The sequence below is a fragment of the Micromonospora sp. LOL_021 genome (genome assembly GCF_048060215.1).
Classification (GTDB): Bacteria; Actinomycetota; Actinomycetes; order Mycobacteriales; family Micromonosporaceae; genus Micromonospora_E.
This window is the reverse complement of the sequence record NZ_JBHMIN010000084.1, coordinates 1-17,390: the sequence shown is the minus strand read 5'-3', so window position 1 is coordinate 17,390 and position 17,390 is coordinate 1. Positions and strand designations below refer to the sequence as shown.

Annotated in this window: 19 protein-coding genes, 1 tRNA gene and 2 pseudogenes; 13 read left to right on the top strand and 9 right to left on the bottom strand. The window is 71.5% G+C overall.

Annotated features, from left to right (window positions below; all coding sequences use genetic code 11):
- Positions 1–204 precede the first annotated feature (204 nt).
- Positions 205–1,059, top strand: a complete 855-nt coding sequence (locus tag ACFHWT_RS30130) for a PD-(D/E)XK nuclease family protein (protein ID WP_416598040.1) — start codon at positions 205–207, stop codon at positions 1,057–1,059.
- On the opposite strand, the gene ACFHWT_RS30125 is transcribed toward ACFHWT_RS30130, so the two are convergent.
- The 3 genes from ACFHWT_RS30125 to ACFHWT_RS30115 form a co-directional block, all read right to left on the bottom strand.
- The gene (locus tag ACFHWT_RS30125; RefSeq protein ID WP_416598037.1) at positions 1,022–1,912 is read right to left on the bottom strand and encodes an oxygenase MpaB family protein; all 891 of its coding nucleotides are present in this window, start codon (positions 1,910–1,912) and stop codon (positions 1,022–1,024) included. The genes ACFHWT_RS30130 and ACFHWT_RS30125 overlap by 38 nt on opposite strands.
- On the bottom strand, positions 1,909–2,328 hold the full coding sequence (locus ACFHWT_RS30120; protein WP_416598036.1) for a Fur family transcriptional regulator: 420 nt from the start codon (positions 2,326–2,328) through the stop codon (positions 1,909–1,911). Before ACFHWT_RS30120 ends, ACFHWT_RS30125 begins: the two co-directional genes overlap by 4 nt.
- Before the next feature lie 116 nt (positions 2,329–2,444).
- On the bottom strand, positions 2,445–2,765 hold the full coding sequence (locus tag ACFHWT_RS30115) for a translation initiation factor 2 (RefSeq protein WP_416598035.1): 321 nt from the start codon (positions 2,763–2,765) through the stop codon (positions 2,445–2,447).
- A 118-nt stretch (positions 2,766–2,883) separates the two neighbouring features.
- Between ACFHWT_RS30115 and ACFHWT_RS30110 the strand changes: the two genes are divergently transcribed.
- On the top strand, positions 2,884–3,066 hold the full coding sequence (locus ACFHWT_RS30110) for a hypothetical protein (RefSeq protein ID WP_278171565.1): 183 nt from the start codon (positions 2,884–2,886) through the stop codon (positions 3,064–3,066).
- Between the two features lie 28 nt (positions 3,067–3,094).
- Here ACFHWT_RS30110 and ACFHWT_RS30105 read toward each other — a convergent pair whose 3' ends face one another.
- Positions 3,095–3,484: an FmdB family zinc ribbon protein gene (locus ACFHWT_RS30105; RefSeq protein WP_416598034.1), complete on the bottom strand. Its 390-nt coding sequence runs from the start codon at positions 3,482–3,484 to the stop codon at positions 3,095–3,097.
- 100 nt (positions 3,485–3,584) lie between these two features.
- The gene (locus tag ACFHWT_RS30100; protein ID WP_416598033.1) at positions 3,585–4,235 is read right to left on the bottom strand and encodes a 5-formyltetrahydrofolate cyclo-ligase; all 651 of its coding nucleotides are present in this window, start codon (positions 4,233–4,235) and stop codon (positions 3,585–3,587) included.
- 213 nt (positions 4,236–4,448) lie between these two features.
- Between ACFHWT_RS30100 and ACFHWT_RS30095 the strand changes: the two genes are divergently transcribed.
- From ACFHWT_RS30095 to ACFHWT_RS30070, 6 genes are all read left to right on the top strand, one after another.
- Entirely contained in the window at positions 4,449–6,680 is a 2,232-nt protein-coding gene (locus ACFHWT_RS30095) for a diguanylate cyclase (protein WP_416598039.1), read from the top strand.
- Positions 6,681–6,689: 9 nt separating this feature from the next.
- A complete protein-coding gene (locus ACFHWT_RS30090; RefSeq protein ID WP_416598032.1) occupies positions 6,690–7,649 on the top strand; it encodes a UTP--glucose-1-phosphate uridylyltransferase in 960 nt (319 codons plus the stop codon).
- Entirely contained in the window at positions 7,646–8,965 is a 1,320-nt protein-coding gene (glp, locus tag ACFHWT_RS30085; RefSeq protein WP_416598031.1) for a gephyrin-like molybdotransferase Glp, read from the top strand. The genes ACFHWT_RS30090 and glp overlap by 4 nt, the downstream gene beginning before the upstream one ends.
- Entirely contained in the window at positions 8,962–9,603 is a 642-nt protein-coding gene (locus ACFHWT_RS30080) for a GNAT family N-acetyltransferase (protein ID WP_416598030.1), read from the top strand. The genes glp and ACFHWT_RS30080 overlap by 4 nt, the downstream gene beginning before the upstream one ends.
- A 143-nt stretch (positions 9,604–9,746) precedes the next feature.
- Entirely contained in the window at positions 9,747–10,601 is an 855-nt protein-coding gene (locus ACFHWT_RS30075; RefSeq protein ID WP_416598029.1) for a hypothetical protein, read from the top strand.
- Between the two features lie 117 nt (positions 10,602–10,718).
- Positions 10,719–10,795: transfer RNA gene (locus ACFHWT_RS30070), tRNA-Ala, on the top strand.
- A 126-nt stretch (positions 10,796–10,921) separates the two neighbouring features.
- Here ACFHWT_RS30070 and ACFHWT_RS30065 read toward each other — a convergent pair.
- Together ACFHWT_RS30065 and ACFHWT_RS30060 are read right to left on the bottom strand one after the other, a co-directional pair.
- A complete protein-coding gene (locus ACFHWT_RS30065; protein WP_416598028.1) occupies positions 10,922–12,025 on the bottom strand; it encodes a sensor histidine kinase in 1,104 nt (367 codons plus the stop codon).
- Entirely contained in the window at positions 12,022–12,681 is a 660-nt protein-coding gene (locus tag ACFHWT_RS30060; protein ID WP_416598027.1) for a response regulator transcription factor, read from the bottom strand. The genes ACFHWT_RS30065 and ACFHWT_RS30060 overlap by 4 nt, the downstream gene beginning before the upstream one ends.
- A 137-nt stretch (positions 12,682–12,818) precedes the next feature.
- Between ACFHWT_RS30060 and ACFHWT_RS30055 the strand changes: the two genes are divergently transcribed.
- Positions 12,819–13,724, top strand: a complete 906-nt coding sequence (locus ACFHWT_RS30055) for a S1 family peptidase (RefSeq protein WP_416598026.1) — start codon at positions 12,819–12,821, stop codon at positions 13,722–13,724.
- Here ACFHWT_RS30055 and ACFHWT_RS30050 read toward each other — a convergent pair.
- Positions 13,712–14,209, bottom strand: a complete 498-nt coding sequence (locus tag ACFHWT_RS30050) for a VOC family protein (RefSeq protein WP_416598025.1) — start codon at positions 14,207–14,209, stop codon at positions 13,712–13,714. The genes ACFHWT_RS30055 and ACFHWT_RS30050 overlap by 13 nt on opposite strands.
- Before the next feature lie 148 nt (positions 14,210–14,357).
- On the opposite strand from ACFHWT_RS30050, the gene ACFHWT_RS30045 reads away from it, so the two are divergent.
- The gene (locus ACFHWT_RS30045; RefSeq protein WP_416598038.1) at positions 14,358–15,122 is read left to right on the top strand and encodes a helix-turn-helix domain-containing protein; all 765 of its coding nucleotides are present in this window, start codon (positions 14,358–14,360) and stop codon (positions 15,120–15,122) included.
- Positions 15,123–15,173: 51 nt separating this feature from the next.
- Positions 15,174–15,416: pseudogene (locus ACFHWT_RS30040) on the top strand (sugar acetyltransferase); the annotation flags it as partial.
- Between the two features lie 477 nt (positions 15,417–15,893).
- On the opposite strand, the pseudogene ACFHWT_RS30035 reads toward ACFHWT_RS30040, so the two are convergent.
- Positions 15,894–16,355: pseudogene (locus ACFHWT_RS30035) on the bottom strand (alpha/beta fold hydrolase); the annotation flags it as partial.
- A gap of 107 nt (positions 16,356–16,462) precedes the next feature.
- On the opposite strand from ACFHWT_RS30035, the gene ACFHWT_RS30030 reads away from it, so the two are divergent.
- Entirely contained in the window at positions 16,463–16,813 is a 351-nt protein-coding gene (locus ACFHWT_RS30030; RefSeq protein ID WP_416598024.1) for a hypothetical protein, read from the top strand.
- Positions 16,810–17,217, top strand: coding sequence for a hypothetical protein (locus ACFHWT_RS30025; protein WP_416598023.1), 408 nt, complete (start codon positions 16,810–16,812; stop codon positions 17,215–17,217). Before ACFHWT_RS30030 ends, ACFHWT_RS30025 begins: the two co-directional genes overlap by 4 nt.
- Positions 17,218–17,390: the final 173 nt, after the last annotated feature.

The window sequence follows — 17,390 nt, the reverse complement described above, 5'->3', positions numbered from 1 at the left end:
CCCAGCGCGGGCCTTCACCCCCGGGCCTGAAGGCCGGAGCACTGGCCCGCATTCCGGTAGCCGCCGGCTGACCGTCGGCAGGCCCGTGGCAGGATCGGGGACGTGTCCCGACCTTCCTCCCCGTCGGGCCGGCGGCCCTCCGGTGCCGCCCGTCCTGCCAAGGGCACCCGTCCCGCCCAGGCCGAGCAGCTCGGTTTCGACGGCATGCCCGAGCGGCTCTTCGTCTGTACGCCGAGCAAGCTGGCCGCGTTCGCGGACTGTCCCCGTCGCTACCGCTACAGCTACGTCGACCGGCCGGCGCCGCCCAAAGGCCCGCCGTGGGCGCACAACTCACTCGGCGCCAGCGTGCATACGGCGCTGCGGGCCTGGTTCGCCCGCCCGGTGGAGCAGCGCCGCCCGGAGGCGGCGGCAGCCCTGCTCAACGGGACCTGGGTGCGTGACGGGTACCGCGACGAGGAGCAGGAACGCGCCGCGTACCGGCAGGCCCTGCAGTGGCTGGAGGCGTACCTGGACCAGCTCGACCCGACCGTCGAGCCGCTCGGCGTCGAACGGGTGGTGGCGGCGAAGACGTCGGTGCTGGCCTTCAACGGTCGGGCCGACCGGATCGACGCCCGGACCGGCCCGGACGGCCCGGAGGCGGTGATCGTCGACTACAAGACCGGGCGGGCCGGGCTGACGTCCGACGACGCGCGTGGCTCGCAGGCGCTCGCGCTCTACGCGTACGCCGCGCAGCGGGTCTTCCGCCGGCCCTGCCGGCGGGTGGAGCTGCACCATCTGCCGACCGGTACGGTGAGCGCCTTCGAACACAGCAGCGATTCGCTGGATCGGCAGGTCACCCGGGCGGAGGCGACGGCGCGGGACATCACCGGTGCGGAGCGGGCCGTCGCCGACGGCGCGGACCCGGACGACGCGTTTCCGGCGTCGCCGGGCACGCTCTGCGGCTGGTGCGACTACCGGCGGGTGTGCCCGGCCGGCGACGGCTACCCGGAGCAGCAGCAGTGGGCCGCCGTCGACCGGCTGCTCACGGCACCACCGCAGCCGCGTACGCCGCAGGAGTGACCGGGGCGGCGGCCCGTTCTGCCCGGTCACGTGCGGCGGCGCGGATCGGTCCCTCCACCAGGTTGCGCGGCACCGCCCGCAACGCGAACCGCAGGCCACGGGCGGCGACGGCCGCGCAGAGGTCGGTGGTCGGCAGGCCGAGGCCGCCGTACATGCGCCGGGCCCAGGCCGGCAGCAGGCCGATCGCGGTGGCCGCTACACCGAGGTACGCCAGCCGGGGCGGGCCGAAACCCAACCCGAGCCGCCACGGCAGACTGAGCTGACCGGGTACCGGCGGGGCGGTGAGGAACAGCGCGGTGTCGGCCGCCTCGCGGGTCATCCGCAGGTCCGGTCGGACCGCTCGGTAGTACGCGTCGACGTCGGCCGCGCTGCCGGGGACGCTGTCCGGGTCGAGACCGACCAGTGCCGCGCTGCGCCGTTGCTCGACGTAGTAGCGGTCCACCTCGGCAGGGGTCAGCCTCAGGCCGGCGCGGGTCGCGGTGTCCAGGAACGACTCGACCTCGGCGACGTGTACCCAGCGCAGCAGGTCGGGCTCGTCGACGCGGAACTCGGCGCCGGTGGACGGGTCGGTGGCCCGCAGCCGGGCGTGCAGCCGGCGGATCCGGGCGGCGGCGGCGTCCGCCTCGGCGGTGGTGCCCCAGACCGTGGTCGCCACGTAGGTGGAGGTGCGCATCAGCCGGCCGAACGGGTCGCTTCGGTAGCTCGAGTTCTGCGCCACCCCGGCGATCGCCCTCGGGTGCAACGCCTGCAGGTACAGGCTGCGTAGCCCGGCGACGACGAGAATCGGCTCGTCGTGCACCCGCCAGGTGACCGATCCGGGCCCGAACAGCCCGAGGTCGTTGTCGGCGGTCACCGGGCCACCCTCGCCTGACAGTCGGGACACAACCCCCAGAAGGTAACTTCCGCCTCGTCGATCACGAAGCCGTGGTCGGCGGTCGGTTCCAGGCATGGTGCGGCGCCGACCGCGCAGTCGACATCCCCGACCACGCCGCACTCGCGGCAGACCACGTGATGGTGGTTGTCCCCGGTGCGTCGCTCGTAGCGGGCCGCGCCACCGGCCGGCTCGATTCGCCGGGCCAGACCGGCTTCGGCGAAGACGTTCAGCACGTCGTAGACCGCCTGGGTGGAGACCGAGTCGATGCGGTTGCGCACCTGGCGGGCGATCTCGTCCACGCCCAGATGCCCGCCTTGCGCGAGCACGTCGAGAACGGCGAGCCGTGGCCGGGTGACCCGCAGACCTCGGCTGCGCAATTCCTCCTCGGCCGGCATCTGTCCATCGAAACACGCAGGTGGGCGCGGTACAAGATAGAACCACGGGCATCGTGGCGGTGGCCACAGCGGGTTCGGGTGGTTGCCGCGCGGTGCGCCCGTGCCAGGTCCGCCGGTCAGAACACCAGCCGGGAGCAGAGCAGACAGGTCAGGATGATCATGACAGCGGCAGCGATCATGCCGACGCCGTAGGTGACGGTACGGGCGTTGCGCTCCTCGCTGTCGAGCGCCGCCAGGTCCTGCGGTGGCAGCGTGCCGGGCGGGGCCGGATTGACCACCACTGGCGGACGCCAGCCGGGCGGCGGCGGAGCGCCGACCGGTGGCCCGCTGTAGCCGACCGGCCCGGCACCGCCTGACCCGTCCGGTCCACCGCCGAGGACGTCCGGGTCCGGGCGCCGCCAGTACGCGTCGTCGCCCGCGCCGTCATCTGTGGTCACGACAGACGACGCTATCAATTCACCGGCCCGCTCCGACGGCTCGGCCAGTGCGGTGTCGGGCTTCGGCGGATCACCGGCCGGGGCGGTAGCCTGGTGGGGTGCGAACGACGGATGAGCGATGACCGGCCTGACCGTGCCGGACGGTCGTGGTGACGACGATCGTCTCGTCGACCTGAGCGACGATGACGCGCCGCTGCTGCCCGAGCAGACCAGCGACGACACCGACCTGGGCTGGGGCGAGCGCACCACCAGCTCGGACGACGCCTGGTTGTTGGCCGAGCGGCCACCGCACTGGAGCTGACAGGCGGTCTGCCCGCCGCCGATCCGGGTCAGCTGTTCGCTGATCCCGCTGTGGCAGGTGCCTTGGTCGTCCCGCCGGACGTCGATGTACCGCCGGAACTGCCCGACGAGCTGCCACCGCTGTCGGTCTTACTGCCGCTGTCGGTCTTGCCGCCGCCCGAGGACGCCGCGGCGTCCTTCTTCTCTGCGGGCTTGTCCGACGACGGCGCCGAGGAACCGTCGGCCGAGCTGCCGCCTTGGCCGCTGCGCGAGTCGGTCCGGTAGAAGCCGGAGCCCTTGAAGACGATGCCCACCGAGTTGAACACCTTGCGAAGTCGCCCGGTGCACGACGGGCAGTCGCGCAGTGGCTCGTCGGTGAACGACTGCACCGCCTCGAGCTGGTGTCCGCACGCGGTGCAGGCGTACTGGTACGTAGGCACGGTCTCCTCCGACACTGGCTAGGCCATCTGGCACTCAACCCATTCGAGTGCCAATGATCCGCCATCAGACCCCACTACGTCCAGCGGGAAGCGGCAGAGCTCACCGCGCGGGAGTGAACCAGCGCACCTCCGACGGCGTGATCACCGCTGACACCGGTCGGTCGTGCGGCTCGGCCGGGACCTGCGGCAGCAACTCGCCGTCGTGCAGTAGCGCGACCACCGGTACGCCACCGGGCACCCGGGCGAGCGCCCGGTCGTAGGAGCCGCCACCACGGCCCAGCCGTACGCCGTGGTGGTCGACGGCGAGGGCCGGCACCACGACGAGCTCGACGTCGGCCACCGCCGCGCGGCCCAGCCGGGGACCGGCCGGTTGCCGCATACCGGATGTGCCTGCTCGGCCGGATGTGCCTGCTCGGCCCGACGTACCGGCCGGATTCGGCCCGTCGAACCGGGCCCAGTCGAGGTCCCGGTCGGGCAGCAGGACCGGTAACAGCACCCGGTCCGGTCCGCCGACCGCCTCGGCGAGCAGGTCGGCGAGCCCTGGACCACCAGGTTCGCTGCCGATCGGCAGGTACCCGGCGACCTGCGCCGGCCTGAACCGATCGATCAGCTGACGTACGGTGGCCCTGACCCGGCTACCGGCCAGGGTGAGCTGATCGGACGTCAGCTTGCGCCGCTGGGCGAGAATGTCAGTACGGAGTCTGTCCTTGATCGATGGACAGGCGTTCGCTCCATCGGGAAAATCCGACACTCAACACTCCTGGTGGCAACCGCTGCGGAATATCTGGCTTGTGTCAGCATCGCACCATCAGGTGCAGAATCCTCTGGGGGAAGCGTGACCCTGCGCGGACGGTTGACCACCGCTTTCCTCACGGTCGTGCTCGGACCGGTCCTGCTCGGGGCGTTCTTCGTCGGCGCGACCGTCGCGGCCGTCGGGCAGAGCCGTTCCACCGAACGCCTCGACCTGGCCACCGCCAGCGTCGGCACTTCGGTCAACGCGCTGTGCAGCCAACTGGAGGCTGCCGCGGGCGCGGTGGCTCTGCTGCTGCCCGATCCGGCCCGACTGGCCGTTGCCGCAGACCAGGTGGTGGCCCGCGGGCTCGCCTCCGCAGTCCAGGCGACCGGCCCGGACGGTGCGTCGATCGTGGCCACCGCCGACCCGCCGGCGGCGCCCTGGGTCGACTGTGCGAGCGGGCGGGACGACAACGGTGGAGCTGACAGCACCGGTAGTGGACAGTCGTGGCAGGCACCACCGGCGGACACCGCCACCGGGTCGCCGGACGGCACCGGGTCGGCGACGACACCCGGGCCGGACGGCGCCGGTGGCAGCGGGGCGATGCCGACCCTCGCGGCGTTCGTCGAGGTCCGGGATGAGAACGACGCCTTGGTCGGTCAGGTGTCAGCGGTCAAGCTGCTGGACGCCGACCTCGTCGCCCGGCTCGCCGCGTCGACCGGCGTGGGCATCACCCTGCTCGCCGGCACCGACCGGGCCACGGTGGTGCACAGCACCGAGCCGTCCGAGGTGCGGGGCAACGTGGTGGCCACCGCCGGCCGGCTCGCCGACGGCGGGACCAGCTGGACCGACGGCGGGCGGCAGGTGCGCCGGCTCGGCCCCGACGACGGCCAGCTGTTGCCGATGGTGCTGTCCACCCCACGGGACCAGCTGTCCGGCCTGTACGCGGTACTGGTGGCGACGGTCGTCCTGGCAGGACTGCTCGCGGTGGTCGCCGCCTGGTGGCTGGCCCGGTCCACCACGCAGCCACTGGCCGAGCTCGCCGACGCCGCGAGCCGGGTTGTCGACGGTGACCTGGCCGCCCGGGTCCCGGTTCGCGGCTCGGACGAGGTGAGCGAGCTCGCCACCATCTTCAACCGGATGACCCGTGAGGCACAGGCGTACGTGCAGGCCCTGACCGCGAGCCGGGACCAGCTGCGCGGCCAGCTGACGATTCTGGGCGACACCCTGTCGAGCACCCACGATCTCCAGCGCATCCTGCGGGTGATCCTGCAGACCGCGCTGGCCGCGACCGGGGCGAGGGACGGTGCCGTACTGGTGCTCGACCCGGCGGCCGGGGTACTGGTCGGCCAGTCGTCCAACCGGACGACCCCGGCCGGCACCGGCCCGGCGGCCGATCAGCCGACGGGACCGGACGCGGCAGCCAGCCAGGTGGGCCCGGATGGGACGCTGCACGTGCCGCTCGGCAGTGGACTGCTCGGCACGGTGGCCGTCAGCGGTCAGCCGAAACGGGGGCGGATCGAACGCGACGGTCCGGCCCTGTCGGCGTACGAGCCGGCCTGCCGGACCTATGTCGCGGTGCCCTTCTCGGTGCCGAACTGGACCGATGAGTTCGGCGTGGGGGTGCCCGGGGCGGGTGGGCAGCGTGCCCCCGGCCGGCACGGTCCGGGTGCGCCCGCCGCGTTCGGGGTGCTGGCCGTCTACGACCGGCTCGGCGGCGACGAGTTCGACGACGCCGATCTGATGACGCTGCGGACCTTCGCCGGGCACGCGGCGGTGGCGGTCAACAACGTACGGATGCACAAGGAGGCCGAGCGGCTGTCGGTGACCGACCCGCTGACCGGGCTGTGGAACTACCGGCACCTGCGGGAGTCGATCCATCGGGAGATCGAACGGGCCAACCGGTTCGGTCGGATGCTCGCCGTACTCGTGCTCGACCTGGACCGGTTCAAGGACATCAACGACACGTACGGGCACGCGGCCGGGGACAGCGTCCTGGTCGAGTTCGCCCGCCGGATCCGGGCCGAGATCCGTGAGGTGGACCTGGCCTTCCGGCAGGGCGGCGAGGAGTTCGTGGTGCTGTTGCCCGAGACCGACGTCCGTGGCGCGGCCACCGTCGCGGAGCGGCTCTGTGCCGCGATCCGCGACCGCCCGATTCGGGTCGAGCCGTACGCCGGGGCCGGGCGGCGGGCACACGCCACCGTGTCGGTAACGGTATCGATCGGCATTGCCGTATACCCGGACCACGCTGGCGACGGCGAGGAGGTCCTCGACGCCGCCGACGACGCGCTGTACGCGGCGAAAGCGGCTGGCCGGGACGCTTTCCACGTCGCCGACCGGGCGCCGGCCCGGTCGACCCGGGTACCGGCGGGCGGCGGCGCGGCCGCCCCGGAGGGCGGACCGTCGCGCGGCGGCGGCGCGTCTTTCGGGCCACACCCGCCGCGACAGACCCGTGGCCGATAGTCTCGCGGCATGTCGGAGCATGCAGCCACCCCAGCAACGACCCCCACCGCCAACGCGGATCAGCGGGCGGTGAAGGCGGTCATCCCCGCCGCCGGGCTCGCCACCCGGTTCCTGCCGGCCACCAAGGCCGTACCGAAGGAGCTTCTCCCGCTGGTCGACCGGCCGGTCCTGCAGTACATCGTCGAGGAGGCCACCGCCGCCGGGATCAACGACGTACTGCTGATCACCGGCCGCGGCAAGACCTCCATGGTTGACCACTTCGACCGGCAGCCCTACCTGGAAGGCCGGCTCGCCGACAAGGGCGACCAGGAGCGGCTGGCAGCGATCCGGCGGCCGAGCGAGCTGGCCGAGATCTACACCTGCCGCCAGCACGAGCCGCTCGGACTCGGCCACGCGGTGGGTTGCGCGCAGAGCCATGTCGGCGACGAACCGTTCGCGGTGCTGCTCGGCGACGAGTTCGTCGATGAGAACGACCCGCTGCTGCCGGCAATGATCGACCTGCAGGCCCGGGCCGGCGGGATCGTGCTGGCCTTCATGGAGGTGCCGCCGGCCGAAACCAAGCGGTACGGCATCGCGTCGGTCGAACCGGCCGCCGAGTCGGTGCAGAACGGCGCCGAGATCGTCCGGGTGACCGGGCTGGTGGAGAAGCCGTCGGCCGAGGAGGCGCCGAGCAACCTCGCGGTGCTGGGCCGCTACGTGCTGCCGCCGAGCATCTTCGAGGCGATCAAGCGGACCAAGCCGGGCAGCGGCGGCGAGATCCAGCTGACCGACGCGATGGCGATGCTGCTGGCTGAGGGGACACCGGTGCACGGCATCGTCTACCGGGGCACCCGCTACGACACCGGGGCGCCGCTGGGCTACCTGCAGGCCGTGGTGCAGATCGCCTGTCAGCGGGAAGGGCTCGGAGACGAGTTCCGGGCGTGGCTGAAGGAGTTCGTGGCCGACGCGCCAGGGGTGCCCTCTACATGACCGCGACGGCCGGTGCCGAGGCGGCCTTCAACGAGCTGACGCCGCTCGCCGAATACCTGGGCAGTGTGCTGCGCAGGATTCGGCCGCTGCCGCCGCTCGACCTCGACCTGACCCAGGCGCACGGCAATCTCCTGGCCGAGGATGTCGTGGCGCCGCACGCATTTCCCGCGTTCGACCAGGCCGTGATCGATGGGTACGCGGCACGCTGGGAGGACATCGCCTCGGCTGGCCGGGGGAGCAGGGTGATTCCGGCCAGCCGGTCGGCGACCCCGGCCGTGCCCCGCTCGGTGCGCCTCAACGTGGTGGGCGACCTGGGCGCGGCGAGCTGGCGGCCGGTCCGGCTGACCCCGGGCACCTGCTTCTCGGTGGCGGCCGGGGCACCGTTGCCGATCGCCGCCGACGTGGTGGTGCCGATCGACTGGACCGATCAGGGCATGGCCGCGGTGGAGATCTTCCAGGTGCCCCGGCGCGGGTCCGGGCTGCGGCGGGCCGGCGACGAACTGCCGGCCGGGGCAGTCCTGGCCCGCGCCGGCTCGTACGTGACGCCGGCGATGGTGGCGGTCTTCGCCGCTACCGGGATCGGGCACGTGGTGGTCCGGCCCAGCCCACGGGTGGTGATCGTGGCGACCGGTGACGAGTTGGTCGACGTGGGCCGCAGCAGCCAGCCGGGGCAGGTGGTGGACGCGAACTCGCACGCGCTCACCGCCGCTGTCGCCGAGGTGGGCGCGTTGGCGTACCGGGTGGGTATTTGCGACGACGATCCGGAGGGGCTGCGGGGGCTGCTCGAGGATCAGGCGATGCGGGCCGATCTGATCATTACCACCGGCGGCACCGGTACCGGGCCCGGCGACATGGTCCGGCGGATCTTTTCCCGGCGGGAGGGGGGCCGCGCGGGGCCGGTCACCTTCACCGAGGTCGCGCTCTATCCCGGAACCGCCCTCGGATTCGGTACGGTCGGAGCCGAGGAGGTGCCCGTGGTCTGCCTGCCCGGGGAGCCCGGCTCCGCGCTGGTCGGGTTCGAGGTGCTGGCCCGGCCGGTGATCCAGTTGCTGGCCGGTGCCGAGCCGGTGTTCCGGCCGAGTGTGCGTGCCCATCTGCTGGAGACCGTGTCGTCGCCGGTCGGCCTGCGGGAGTTCCGTCCGGCCAACGTCGCGGAGCGGCGCGGCGGCGGCTACACCGTGCAGCCGCTGCCCGGCGGGCCGTTCACCCTGTCCGGGCTGGCCGAGGCGAACGGCCTGCTGGTGCTCGGTGAGCGGGTGACCACCGCCGCCGCCGGGTCCACCGTCGACGTGTTGCTGCTGGACCGGCAGCGGTGATCGGGGACGAGGCTCCGGGCTGGCCGGTGGTGCTCACCGACGGTCCGGTGCTGCTGCGCCCGTACCGTCGCAGTGACGCCGCTGACTGGTCGGCGGTCCGGCGGCGCAACCAGCCCTGGCTGGCCCCGTGGGAGCCGGCGCCGCCGGGGCCGTGGCACGAGCTGAACTCGCCGGATGCGTTCCGCTATCTCTACCGTGACCAGCGTCGACAGTCGCGGCGCGGTGAGAGCATGCCATTCGCGGTCTGTCTGGTCGAGGCGGGTGCCGAGCAGCTGGTGGGTCACCTGAACATCGGCAACATCGTGCGGCGGGCGTTCTGCTCCGGATACGCCGGCTACTGGGTGGACGCGGCGGTCGCCGGACGGGGCGTGATCCCGACCGCGTTGGCCCTGGCGGTGGACCATGCCTTCGCCGTTGGCGGACTGCACCGGATCGAGGTCAACGTCCGACCGGAGAACATCCCGTCACGTCGTGTAGTCGAGAAGCTGGGTTTCCGTGAGGAGTCCTACCACCATCGTTACATGCACATCGACGGTGCCTGGCGTGATCACATCGGATATGCCCTGACCAGCGAGGATGTGCTGGTCGAAGGGGGACTGCTGGCCCGCTGGCGGCGGCTGCAGGCCAGTGCCCACTGAACACAACCGCCGGCCATGGTCGGCGCGGCGTACAAAATTCCTGGTCGGACGCCCGTAACCTCAAGTAACGAGAAGGTACGGCAACCTATCAAGCCTTTCATGTCCGTGCATGGGTGGCGGGTTGCCTCGGGGTGACGGGAGGGGTGAGGGTGCCGACCTCGGTGCTCCTCGCCGTCCTCGCCGCCGCCGGGCTGCTCGCCCTCGCACCAGCGCTGGTCCGCCGGTACGACGCTACCGAGCGCCTGGTGGCGGAGCGGGCGCAGTCGACGGCGCGGGTGCTGCAACGCCGCCGCCGTCGTCGCACCGTGCCCGGGAAACGGCCGGTCAACCCGCCCCGACGGCTCACGGTGCGCCGCACGGCCGGTCCGGCAGGTGGTACGGCGTCCGACGCCGGGTCGTTCAATGCTCCGTCCGCTCCGATGCCGGCCGCCGGTCGACCAGGTGCCAGCCAGCGCGGTGCCGGCCGACGGGTGGGCAGGCTGCGGCTTGTCCCGACTGCCGGCGTCCGACCGCGCCGTGCCCCGGCTCGTCGGCACACCCCGGCGGTGGTCCGTCGCCGCCGGGTCTTCGCGGCGTTGCTGCTGCTCAACCTGGTCGAGTTGATCGGCGTGCTGGTGGTCGGCCCCGGCTTCTGGATCAGCTTCGCGGTCACCGCGCTGCTGCTCGCTGTGTACCTGGTGCACCTGCGCAACCGGGCGATCGCCGATCGTCGCCGCCGCCGGCAACGCGCCCGGGAAGCGGCCTGGCTGGCCGCCCGGCAGGCCGAGGTGCGCCGCGAGCAGGCCCGCCGGGCCGCCGCCCGCCGGGAGCAGCAGCGCCGGCTCGCAGCCCAGCGGGAGGTGATGCGCCGCGCCGCGATGGGCCTGGACCGGCCGCGCGACCTGCCGGCTGCGGCCAGCGGCGGCGGGGTCGGCGGGTCGGTCTCCTACCGCCGTACCGGTGGCCTGCGGGGCCGGGCCTACGAGGCCGGTCGCAGCTACGACACTGGCCGGTCCTGACCGGCGCCGGGTGGACTGTCCCAGCCGTGACCGGGGGAGTGATTCGCGCGCCGGGTGCCCGACCTGTTAGCCTTGTCGCCGGTCCACTGCTGGTCTGGCGGCGGGTCACCCGATCCTGGGGCTGTGGCGCAGTCCGGTAGCGCACCTCGTTCGCATCGAGGGGGTCAGGGGTTCGAATCCCCTCAGCTCCACCACAAGAAGCAGCAGACCAAGGGCTGGCTCTCGGGGGATCGAGAGCCCGCCCTTGGTCGATGACGCCGGCGGGTGGTCGATGACGTCGGCGGGTTGATCGTCCATTCAGGAGAAATTCGCCGCAGGCCTCAGGTCGAGGCGGTGGGCGACGACGCGGCGGGGAACGACACCTGGACACGAAGGCCGTCGTGGCCGGTGGACGAGGCCGCGATGATGCCATCGTGTGCCCGGGTGATCGAGCGGGCTATCGCCAGTCCGAGCCCGGCCCCGCCGCTGTGGTCGATACGGTTCCCGAACCGGCGCCGGAAAGGCTCGAACAGGGCCGACACCTCCTCGACGGGTACGTCATCGCCGGTGTTCGACACGACCAGGGCGGGGTCGTCACCGACCTGCACCTCGATGACCCCGTCGGTCCGGTTGTACTTCACGGCATTCTGCACAAGGTTGGCGACCAGCCGCTCCAGCAGCACCTGCTCGCCGAGCACCACCCGGGGCTGGAGCCGGCTGGTGATCGTCACCCCGGCTTCGGCGGCCCGCGCCTGTTGAGCGTCGAGCACCGCGGCCACGATCCGGTCGAGCCGCTGTGGTGTCCGGGCGACCAGACCGCGGTCGCTCTCGCTGAGCACCAGCAGCCCTTCGATGAGGCGCTCGTTGCGCTCATTGGTCGCAAGCAACTGGGTCGTGAGGAGCTCGAACTGCTCGGCGGTCAGGGTCCGGGCCATGCCGACCTCGATCAGTGTCCGTTGCACGGCGAGCGGGGTACGCAGCTCATGGGACGCGTCCGCGGCGAACCGGCGTTGCGCTTCGTAGCCGACGGCTATCCGATCCATCATCTCGTCGATCGCTCGGCCCAGCTCGGCCAGCTCGGAACGGCCCGGACCTGGGCGGAGCCGGTGACCCAGATTCATCGGTCCGATGTTCGCAATCCCGGCGGTCAGCTCCCGGATCGGCCGCAGGCACCACCGCACCATCGGGTACGCGGCGGCCAACATGGCCGCCAGCGCGGCGGCGAGAGCGATCGCGCGGGGGATGCTGGGCCGCCGGAACATCTGCACGCAGATGAACGGGGTATCGCTGTCCGGTGCCTGCCCCGGTGGAATACCGCACCAATCAGTACTGAACGCCTGCCACCAGGCGAGTGTCTGCCCGGCGAGCAGCGGTGCGACCTGGGCCGCGAGCAGGAGTGCGCCACACAGCAGCAGGATTCGTCGGGCCGGTGTCCGGGGACTCATGGACCGAGTCGGTATCCGACACGCGGCACCGTGTGGATCACCTCGGGTTCATCCAGCTTGCGGCGCAGCGTCATGACGGTCATGCGGACCGAGTTGGTGAACGGGTCGGCGTGCTCGTCCCAGGCCTGTTCCAGCAGGTCCTCGGCGCTGACGACACCACCACCCGCCCGCATCAGCACGTGCAGGACGGCAAACTCCTTCGGTGACAGCGACAGCACTCGACCGTCGCGGGTGGCCGTGTGCCGCGTGACGTCCAGGACGATCCCGCTGCGCTCCAACACCGGCGGCAACGCGGGGCCCGAGCGCCGGGACAGAGCCTGGACCCGGGCGACGAGCTCGGCGAACGCGAACGGCTTGGTCAGGTAGTCGTCGGCACCGAGGCCGAGACCTTCGACACGGTCGCGGATGCCGGCTGCTGCGGTCAGCAGCAGCACCCGGGTGCCGTCACCGGAGTCGACGACCGATCGGCACACCTCGTCGCCGGTGTGTCCCGGCATGTCCCGGTCGATGACGGCCACGTCGTACCGGTTGACCCCAAGCCGTTCCAGGGCCCCGTCTCCGTCGTAGACCACGTCGACGGCCATCGACAGCCGGCGTAGTCCTTCGCCGACCATGTCGGCCAGCAATCGCTCGTCGTCCGCCACCAGCACCCGCACGCCGTGTCCTTCCCTTGCCCCGTCCCGGCTACCCGACAGATTCGCACAGCTCGGATAAAGGATGTATAAGGGCGTCGCTGACGCTCTCCAGACCACCGGACCGCAAGCATGATCCCATCCCACGTTGCTTCTCATAGGTGCCGGTGATAGTTTTGCGACGATATGTGCTGAATTCTTTCGTGATCTTCCTGGTGGCTGCAGCTGTCGTTCCCATCGGGGCCCGTAGCGCGGCGGCGATCGCGTACGGCGCGGACGCAGCCGACGGGGCCTACCGGTTCTCGGTCCTGCTCACCATGACCGAGCTGCCCACCGCCGACGGTGGCACCCGGGACAGTTCGTGCTCCGGGGCACTGATCGCACCACGCTGGGTGATCACCGCCGGGCACTGCTTCCGAGGTGACGACGGCCGCTGGGTGAGCCGCACCGTTGCCAGTCGTACCACCGCGACGATCGGGCGCACCGATCTGAACAGTGGGGGCGGACAGGAAGTCGAAGTCATAGCGGTGCGCCAGGCCGAGACGAGCGACGTGGCCCTCGCCGAGCTCGGCACCGCCGTCACCGGCATCACGCCGCTGAAGATCGCCACCACGCCGCCGGCGGTGGGCGAGACGCTCCGGCTGACCGGATACGGACTGGTCACCGACGGCGATGCGATCGTCGCCCCGACGCGGCTGCAGACCGGTCAGTTCATCGTCGAGGCGGTCGGCGAGACCCTGATCGAGACTTCCGGTCGGGCACCCCGTCCGGACACCAGCCCGTGCGCGCACGACTCCGGCGGTCCATACTTCCGCGAACGAGCCGATGGAACGGCCGAACTGGTGGCCGTCGTCAGCTCGGGACCGGGCTGTCCGCACTCCGGAGCGGACTTCAGCGCCCGCACCGACAACCTCGACGCCTGGGTCACCGACACGATGGCCGAAACGTCGAATCGGGGCCGCATTGTCCTCGGCGCCGCAGCGCTCCTCGTGGCCTGTGTGCCCTTGGCGGCTATCACCGCGCTGAGATTGCGGCGTGCCAACCGGCCTGTTCGTCAGCCCCGCTGAGCGGCCCATTCGGCGACCCGGCGGGCGCTTTCGGACTCGGACAGGTCCTCGACCCGTGTCATGGTCGACCAGCGCACCCCGTACGGGTCGCGGATGCTGGCGAACCGGTCACCGGAGACGAAGGTCGTCGCCGGCTCCCGTACCGTCGCGCCGGCCGCGACCGCACGGGCGAGCGTCGCGTCGACGTCCGGGCAGTACAGCCCCATCGAATAGCAGTCCTCGTCGCCGGCCGGCGGGGCAACCAGGCCGTACGCCGGGGACGGCTCGCCGAGCTGCAGTTGGCCGTTGCCGAAGTCGAGCACCGCGTGCACGACGGCGCCGCCCATCTCGGTCACGTCAACCACCCGCGCCCCGAACACGTCCCGGTAGAAGGCGATAGCGCCGCGTGCGTCCGGAACGGCCAGGAACGGGGTGAGGCTGGTGACGCCGTGCGGCGTACCGTTGGTGGTGTATCGGCCGTCGGCGGCCGCGAAGGTGTCGGACATGTCCCGACCCTAGGCAGCGTGCCAGCGCGGCGGCTTGGAGATTCGCGACAGCCGGCAACCCGCCGGTGTGGCAGGCCGTAGCCTGGCTTCCGTGGACCCGGCGCAGCGCGGCATCCTGTACCCGGCCCGGCTGCCGACCTTCGCCCGGCTGCCGCCGCCGGAGCAGGTCGCGTCGCTGGTCCGCTGGTTCTGGATCCCCGAGTGGCAGATCGCGTCGGGCCGTACCTCCCGGCAGCAGATCCTGTCGTTTCCCGCCTGCAACCTGGTCGTCGGCCCGGACGGGGTGGAGCTGGCCGGCCCGACGACCCGGGTCTCGTACCGGGACCTGACCGGCACCGGCTGGGCGGTCGGAGCGCTGCTGCGCCCGGCGGCGGTGCCGCACTTCACCTCGGATCCCGCTGCGTTGCGGGACGCCTCCCGGCTGTTTGACCTGTCCGACCTGCGGCGGCCGGTGGTCGAGGCGATGACCAGCGTCGGCGACGCGTCGCAGCGGCACGCCGGTGCGGTGGAGGCGTTCGCTGACTGGCTGAACGCCACGGTCGGGCCGCCCGGTCCGGAGGCGCTGCTGGCCAACACCCTGGCGGAGCTCGTCGACACCGACCACGCGGTGCTGAGGGTCGAGGACGTCGCCGCCCGGCTGCACGTGTCGACCCGGACGGTGCAGCGGTTGGCCCGCCGCCACGTCGGCCTGCCGCCGCTGACGATGATCCGTCGGCGACGGTTGCAGGAGGCGGCGCAGTTGCTGCGGACCGATCCGGCCACCGACCTGGCCGGGCTGGCGGCCCGACTCGGGTACGCCGACCAGGCCCACCTGGCGACCGAGTTCCGTACGGTGCTCGGGTTCACGCCGAGCGCGTACCGTCGCGGGACGTCGGATGCCGTCACCTCCGCGACCGCCCGCCGGTTCAGTTGACGGGGGCGGTGGCGTTTCGGGCCGGCGAGGGAGCGACCGTTGACGACCGACGTGGTGATCGTGGGCGCGGGCGGGATGGGCCGCGAGATGTACGGCGTGATCAGGTTGCTGAACGACCTGGCCGCCCACGGGCCCCGGTGGCGGGTGCTCGGGTTCGTCGACGACTATCCCGGCGGGTCGACCGTGGAACTGGTGCACCGTCTCAGTGTTCCGTTCCTCGGCCCGACCCGGTGGCTGGCCGACCAGCCAGCCACCACCCAGGTCGCCCTCGGCGTCGGGCAGTCCGAGCTGCGCCGCGAGACCGCCGGGACGATCGCCCGGTACGGCCTGCCGGCTGCCACAGTGGTGCACCCGGCCGCCGAGATCGGCCCGGACTGCGTCGTTCAGGAGGGCCTGTTCGCTGCCGGTGGTGCCCAGGTCACCACGAACGTAGCATCCCCGCGATGGCCACGAAGAAAGATGAAGGCGATCAGCGCGGCGGTGAGGGCGGTCTGGACGGCGACCACCGTCTGGGTGGCGACGAGCGCCGCCAGCCAGTTCGCCGGAAATTCGGGCGACGATGGTGCCCCGACCGAGGTGGACCCCGAGCAGGTCGGTCGCGAGTTCCCGCTTGACCTCGGCGTTGATGGCTCGGCTGCAGTCGTAGTTGATGCCCAGCCACGGGGTGGCCATGTGTTCGGCGTGATTGAGCGCGGTGTCCTGATCGGCGAAGTCGGCCGACCACTGCAGGATCGCCCACTCACGTTCCTCGGCGGGGGTACGGGAGCGGGCGCCCAGAGCCTCCCACCGGTCCAGTCGGCGCCCGAGTCGCAGCCGCAGATTTCGCTCGTAGTGCGGATGCCAGCCCCGCCCGGAGTCGATGCCGGTCCCGGAGATGTAGACCAGCTGGCTGACCCGATCGGGGTGTTCGACGGCGTACCGCAACGCCAGGTGGGCACCCCACGAGTGGCCGAGCAGGGCCACTCGTGGCCCGGCCAGTTGGTCACGGACCGCGTCGAGGTCGGCGACGAAGCGGGTGACCGTGTACGGTCCGCGCCGCTCCGATCGTCCGCAGCCGCGTTGGTCCCACCGGACGACGCGGACCTGATCTTCGAGGAGCCGGGCGAGCGGGTCGAAGTAGTCCCACAGACCCGGACCGCCGTGACAGAGGACCAGCGGCGAACCGGTACCGGACCGCTCACCCCACAGTCGGCAGCCGTCGTCGCTGTGTACGTCGAGGCCCACGGTGCTCATTATCCGGGCGGAGATGATCGCCGAACATGATCGATGGCTGGTACCTACTCGCCGACTGAGTACGACAACGGATGACTGCTCCTGACGCTCCTGGCAGATTGCCGTACATGGATGTCGTCGATGCGCCACGCCGAGCGTCGTTCGGGCTGAGCCTTGTTGTCGCGCTCGGCTGGTATGCCACCGTGATCACTGCGGTTCTCGTCGGATCGTCAGGGATACCTGCGGCACCACGCACGGACTGCTCGGCCATTTTCAGCTGCCTGACACCACAAGAAGAGATCACCCTGCTGGTCCTCCTCGGCAGTCCGGTCCTCACGGGTCTGCTGGTCTGCACCCTGGCGGTCACCGGTCTGCTTGCTCGTCTGATCTCCTCCCCGATCGTCGCCGGCACCCTGTCGGCACTGGGCAGTGTCGTTGCCGTAGCAGTGATCGGCGTGGTCTGGCAGGGCGCCCGATGAAGCGCGTCGGACTCGGCGTTCTGTTCTTCAGCTGGCTCTACGGCGTGCCGTTCCTGCTCATCGTCGGGATGATTCGACGTATGTCGTCGCCCTACCTCGCGACCCGTGCGGAGGCACAGGCGTTCGGTGCGACCACCGACACCGTCCTGACCACAGCGCTGGTGCTCAACCTGGCGCTCCCTGCGGTCGGGTTGTTGCTTGCCTGGCTGATCCGCGATCGATACTGGATTCGCCACTTCCTCGGGTCTCTTGCGGGGGCGGTGCTGATCTACTTTGCTGTCGCGGTCGCAGGACAGGCGGCCAGGACTCCGTTGATTGGTTGGACACCGGTCGACAATGAGCCGGAGCCGCGAGTCACGCGGTGCATCCCGACCAGCGGCGGTCGTAGCTGCCCTGGCGGCTGATCCCTGAGGAAGGCTGTCGCTGGGGTTGATCCACTACGCCCTATCAACTCGACACGCCGACACCAGGTCAGCTGAGCCGTTTCCGATCACGCCTCACCGTACGGTACCTCGCCGTGGCGGGCCCGGCGTGGATGCCGGGCCCGCCGTCTTGTCATGTGTGGTGTGGTTGTGGG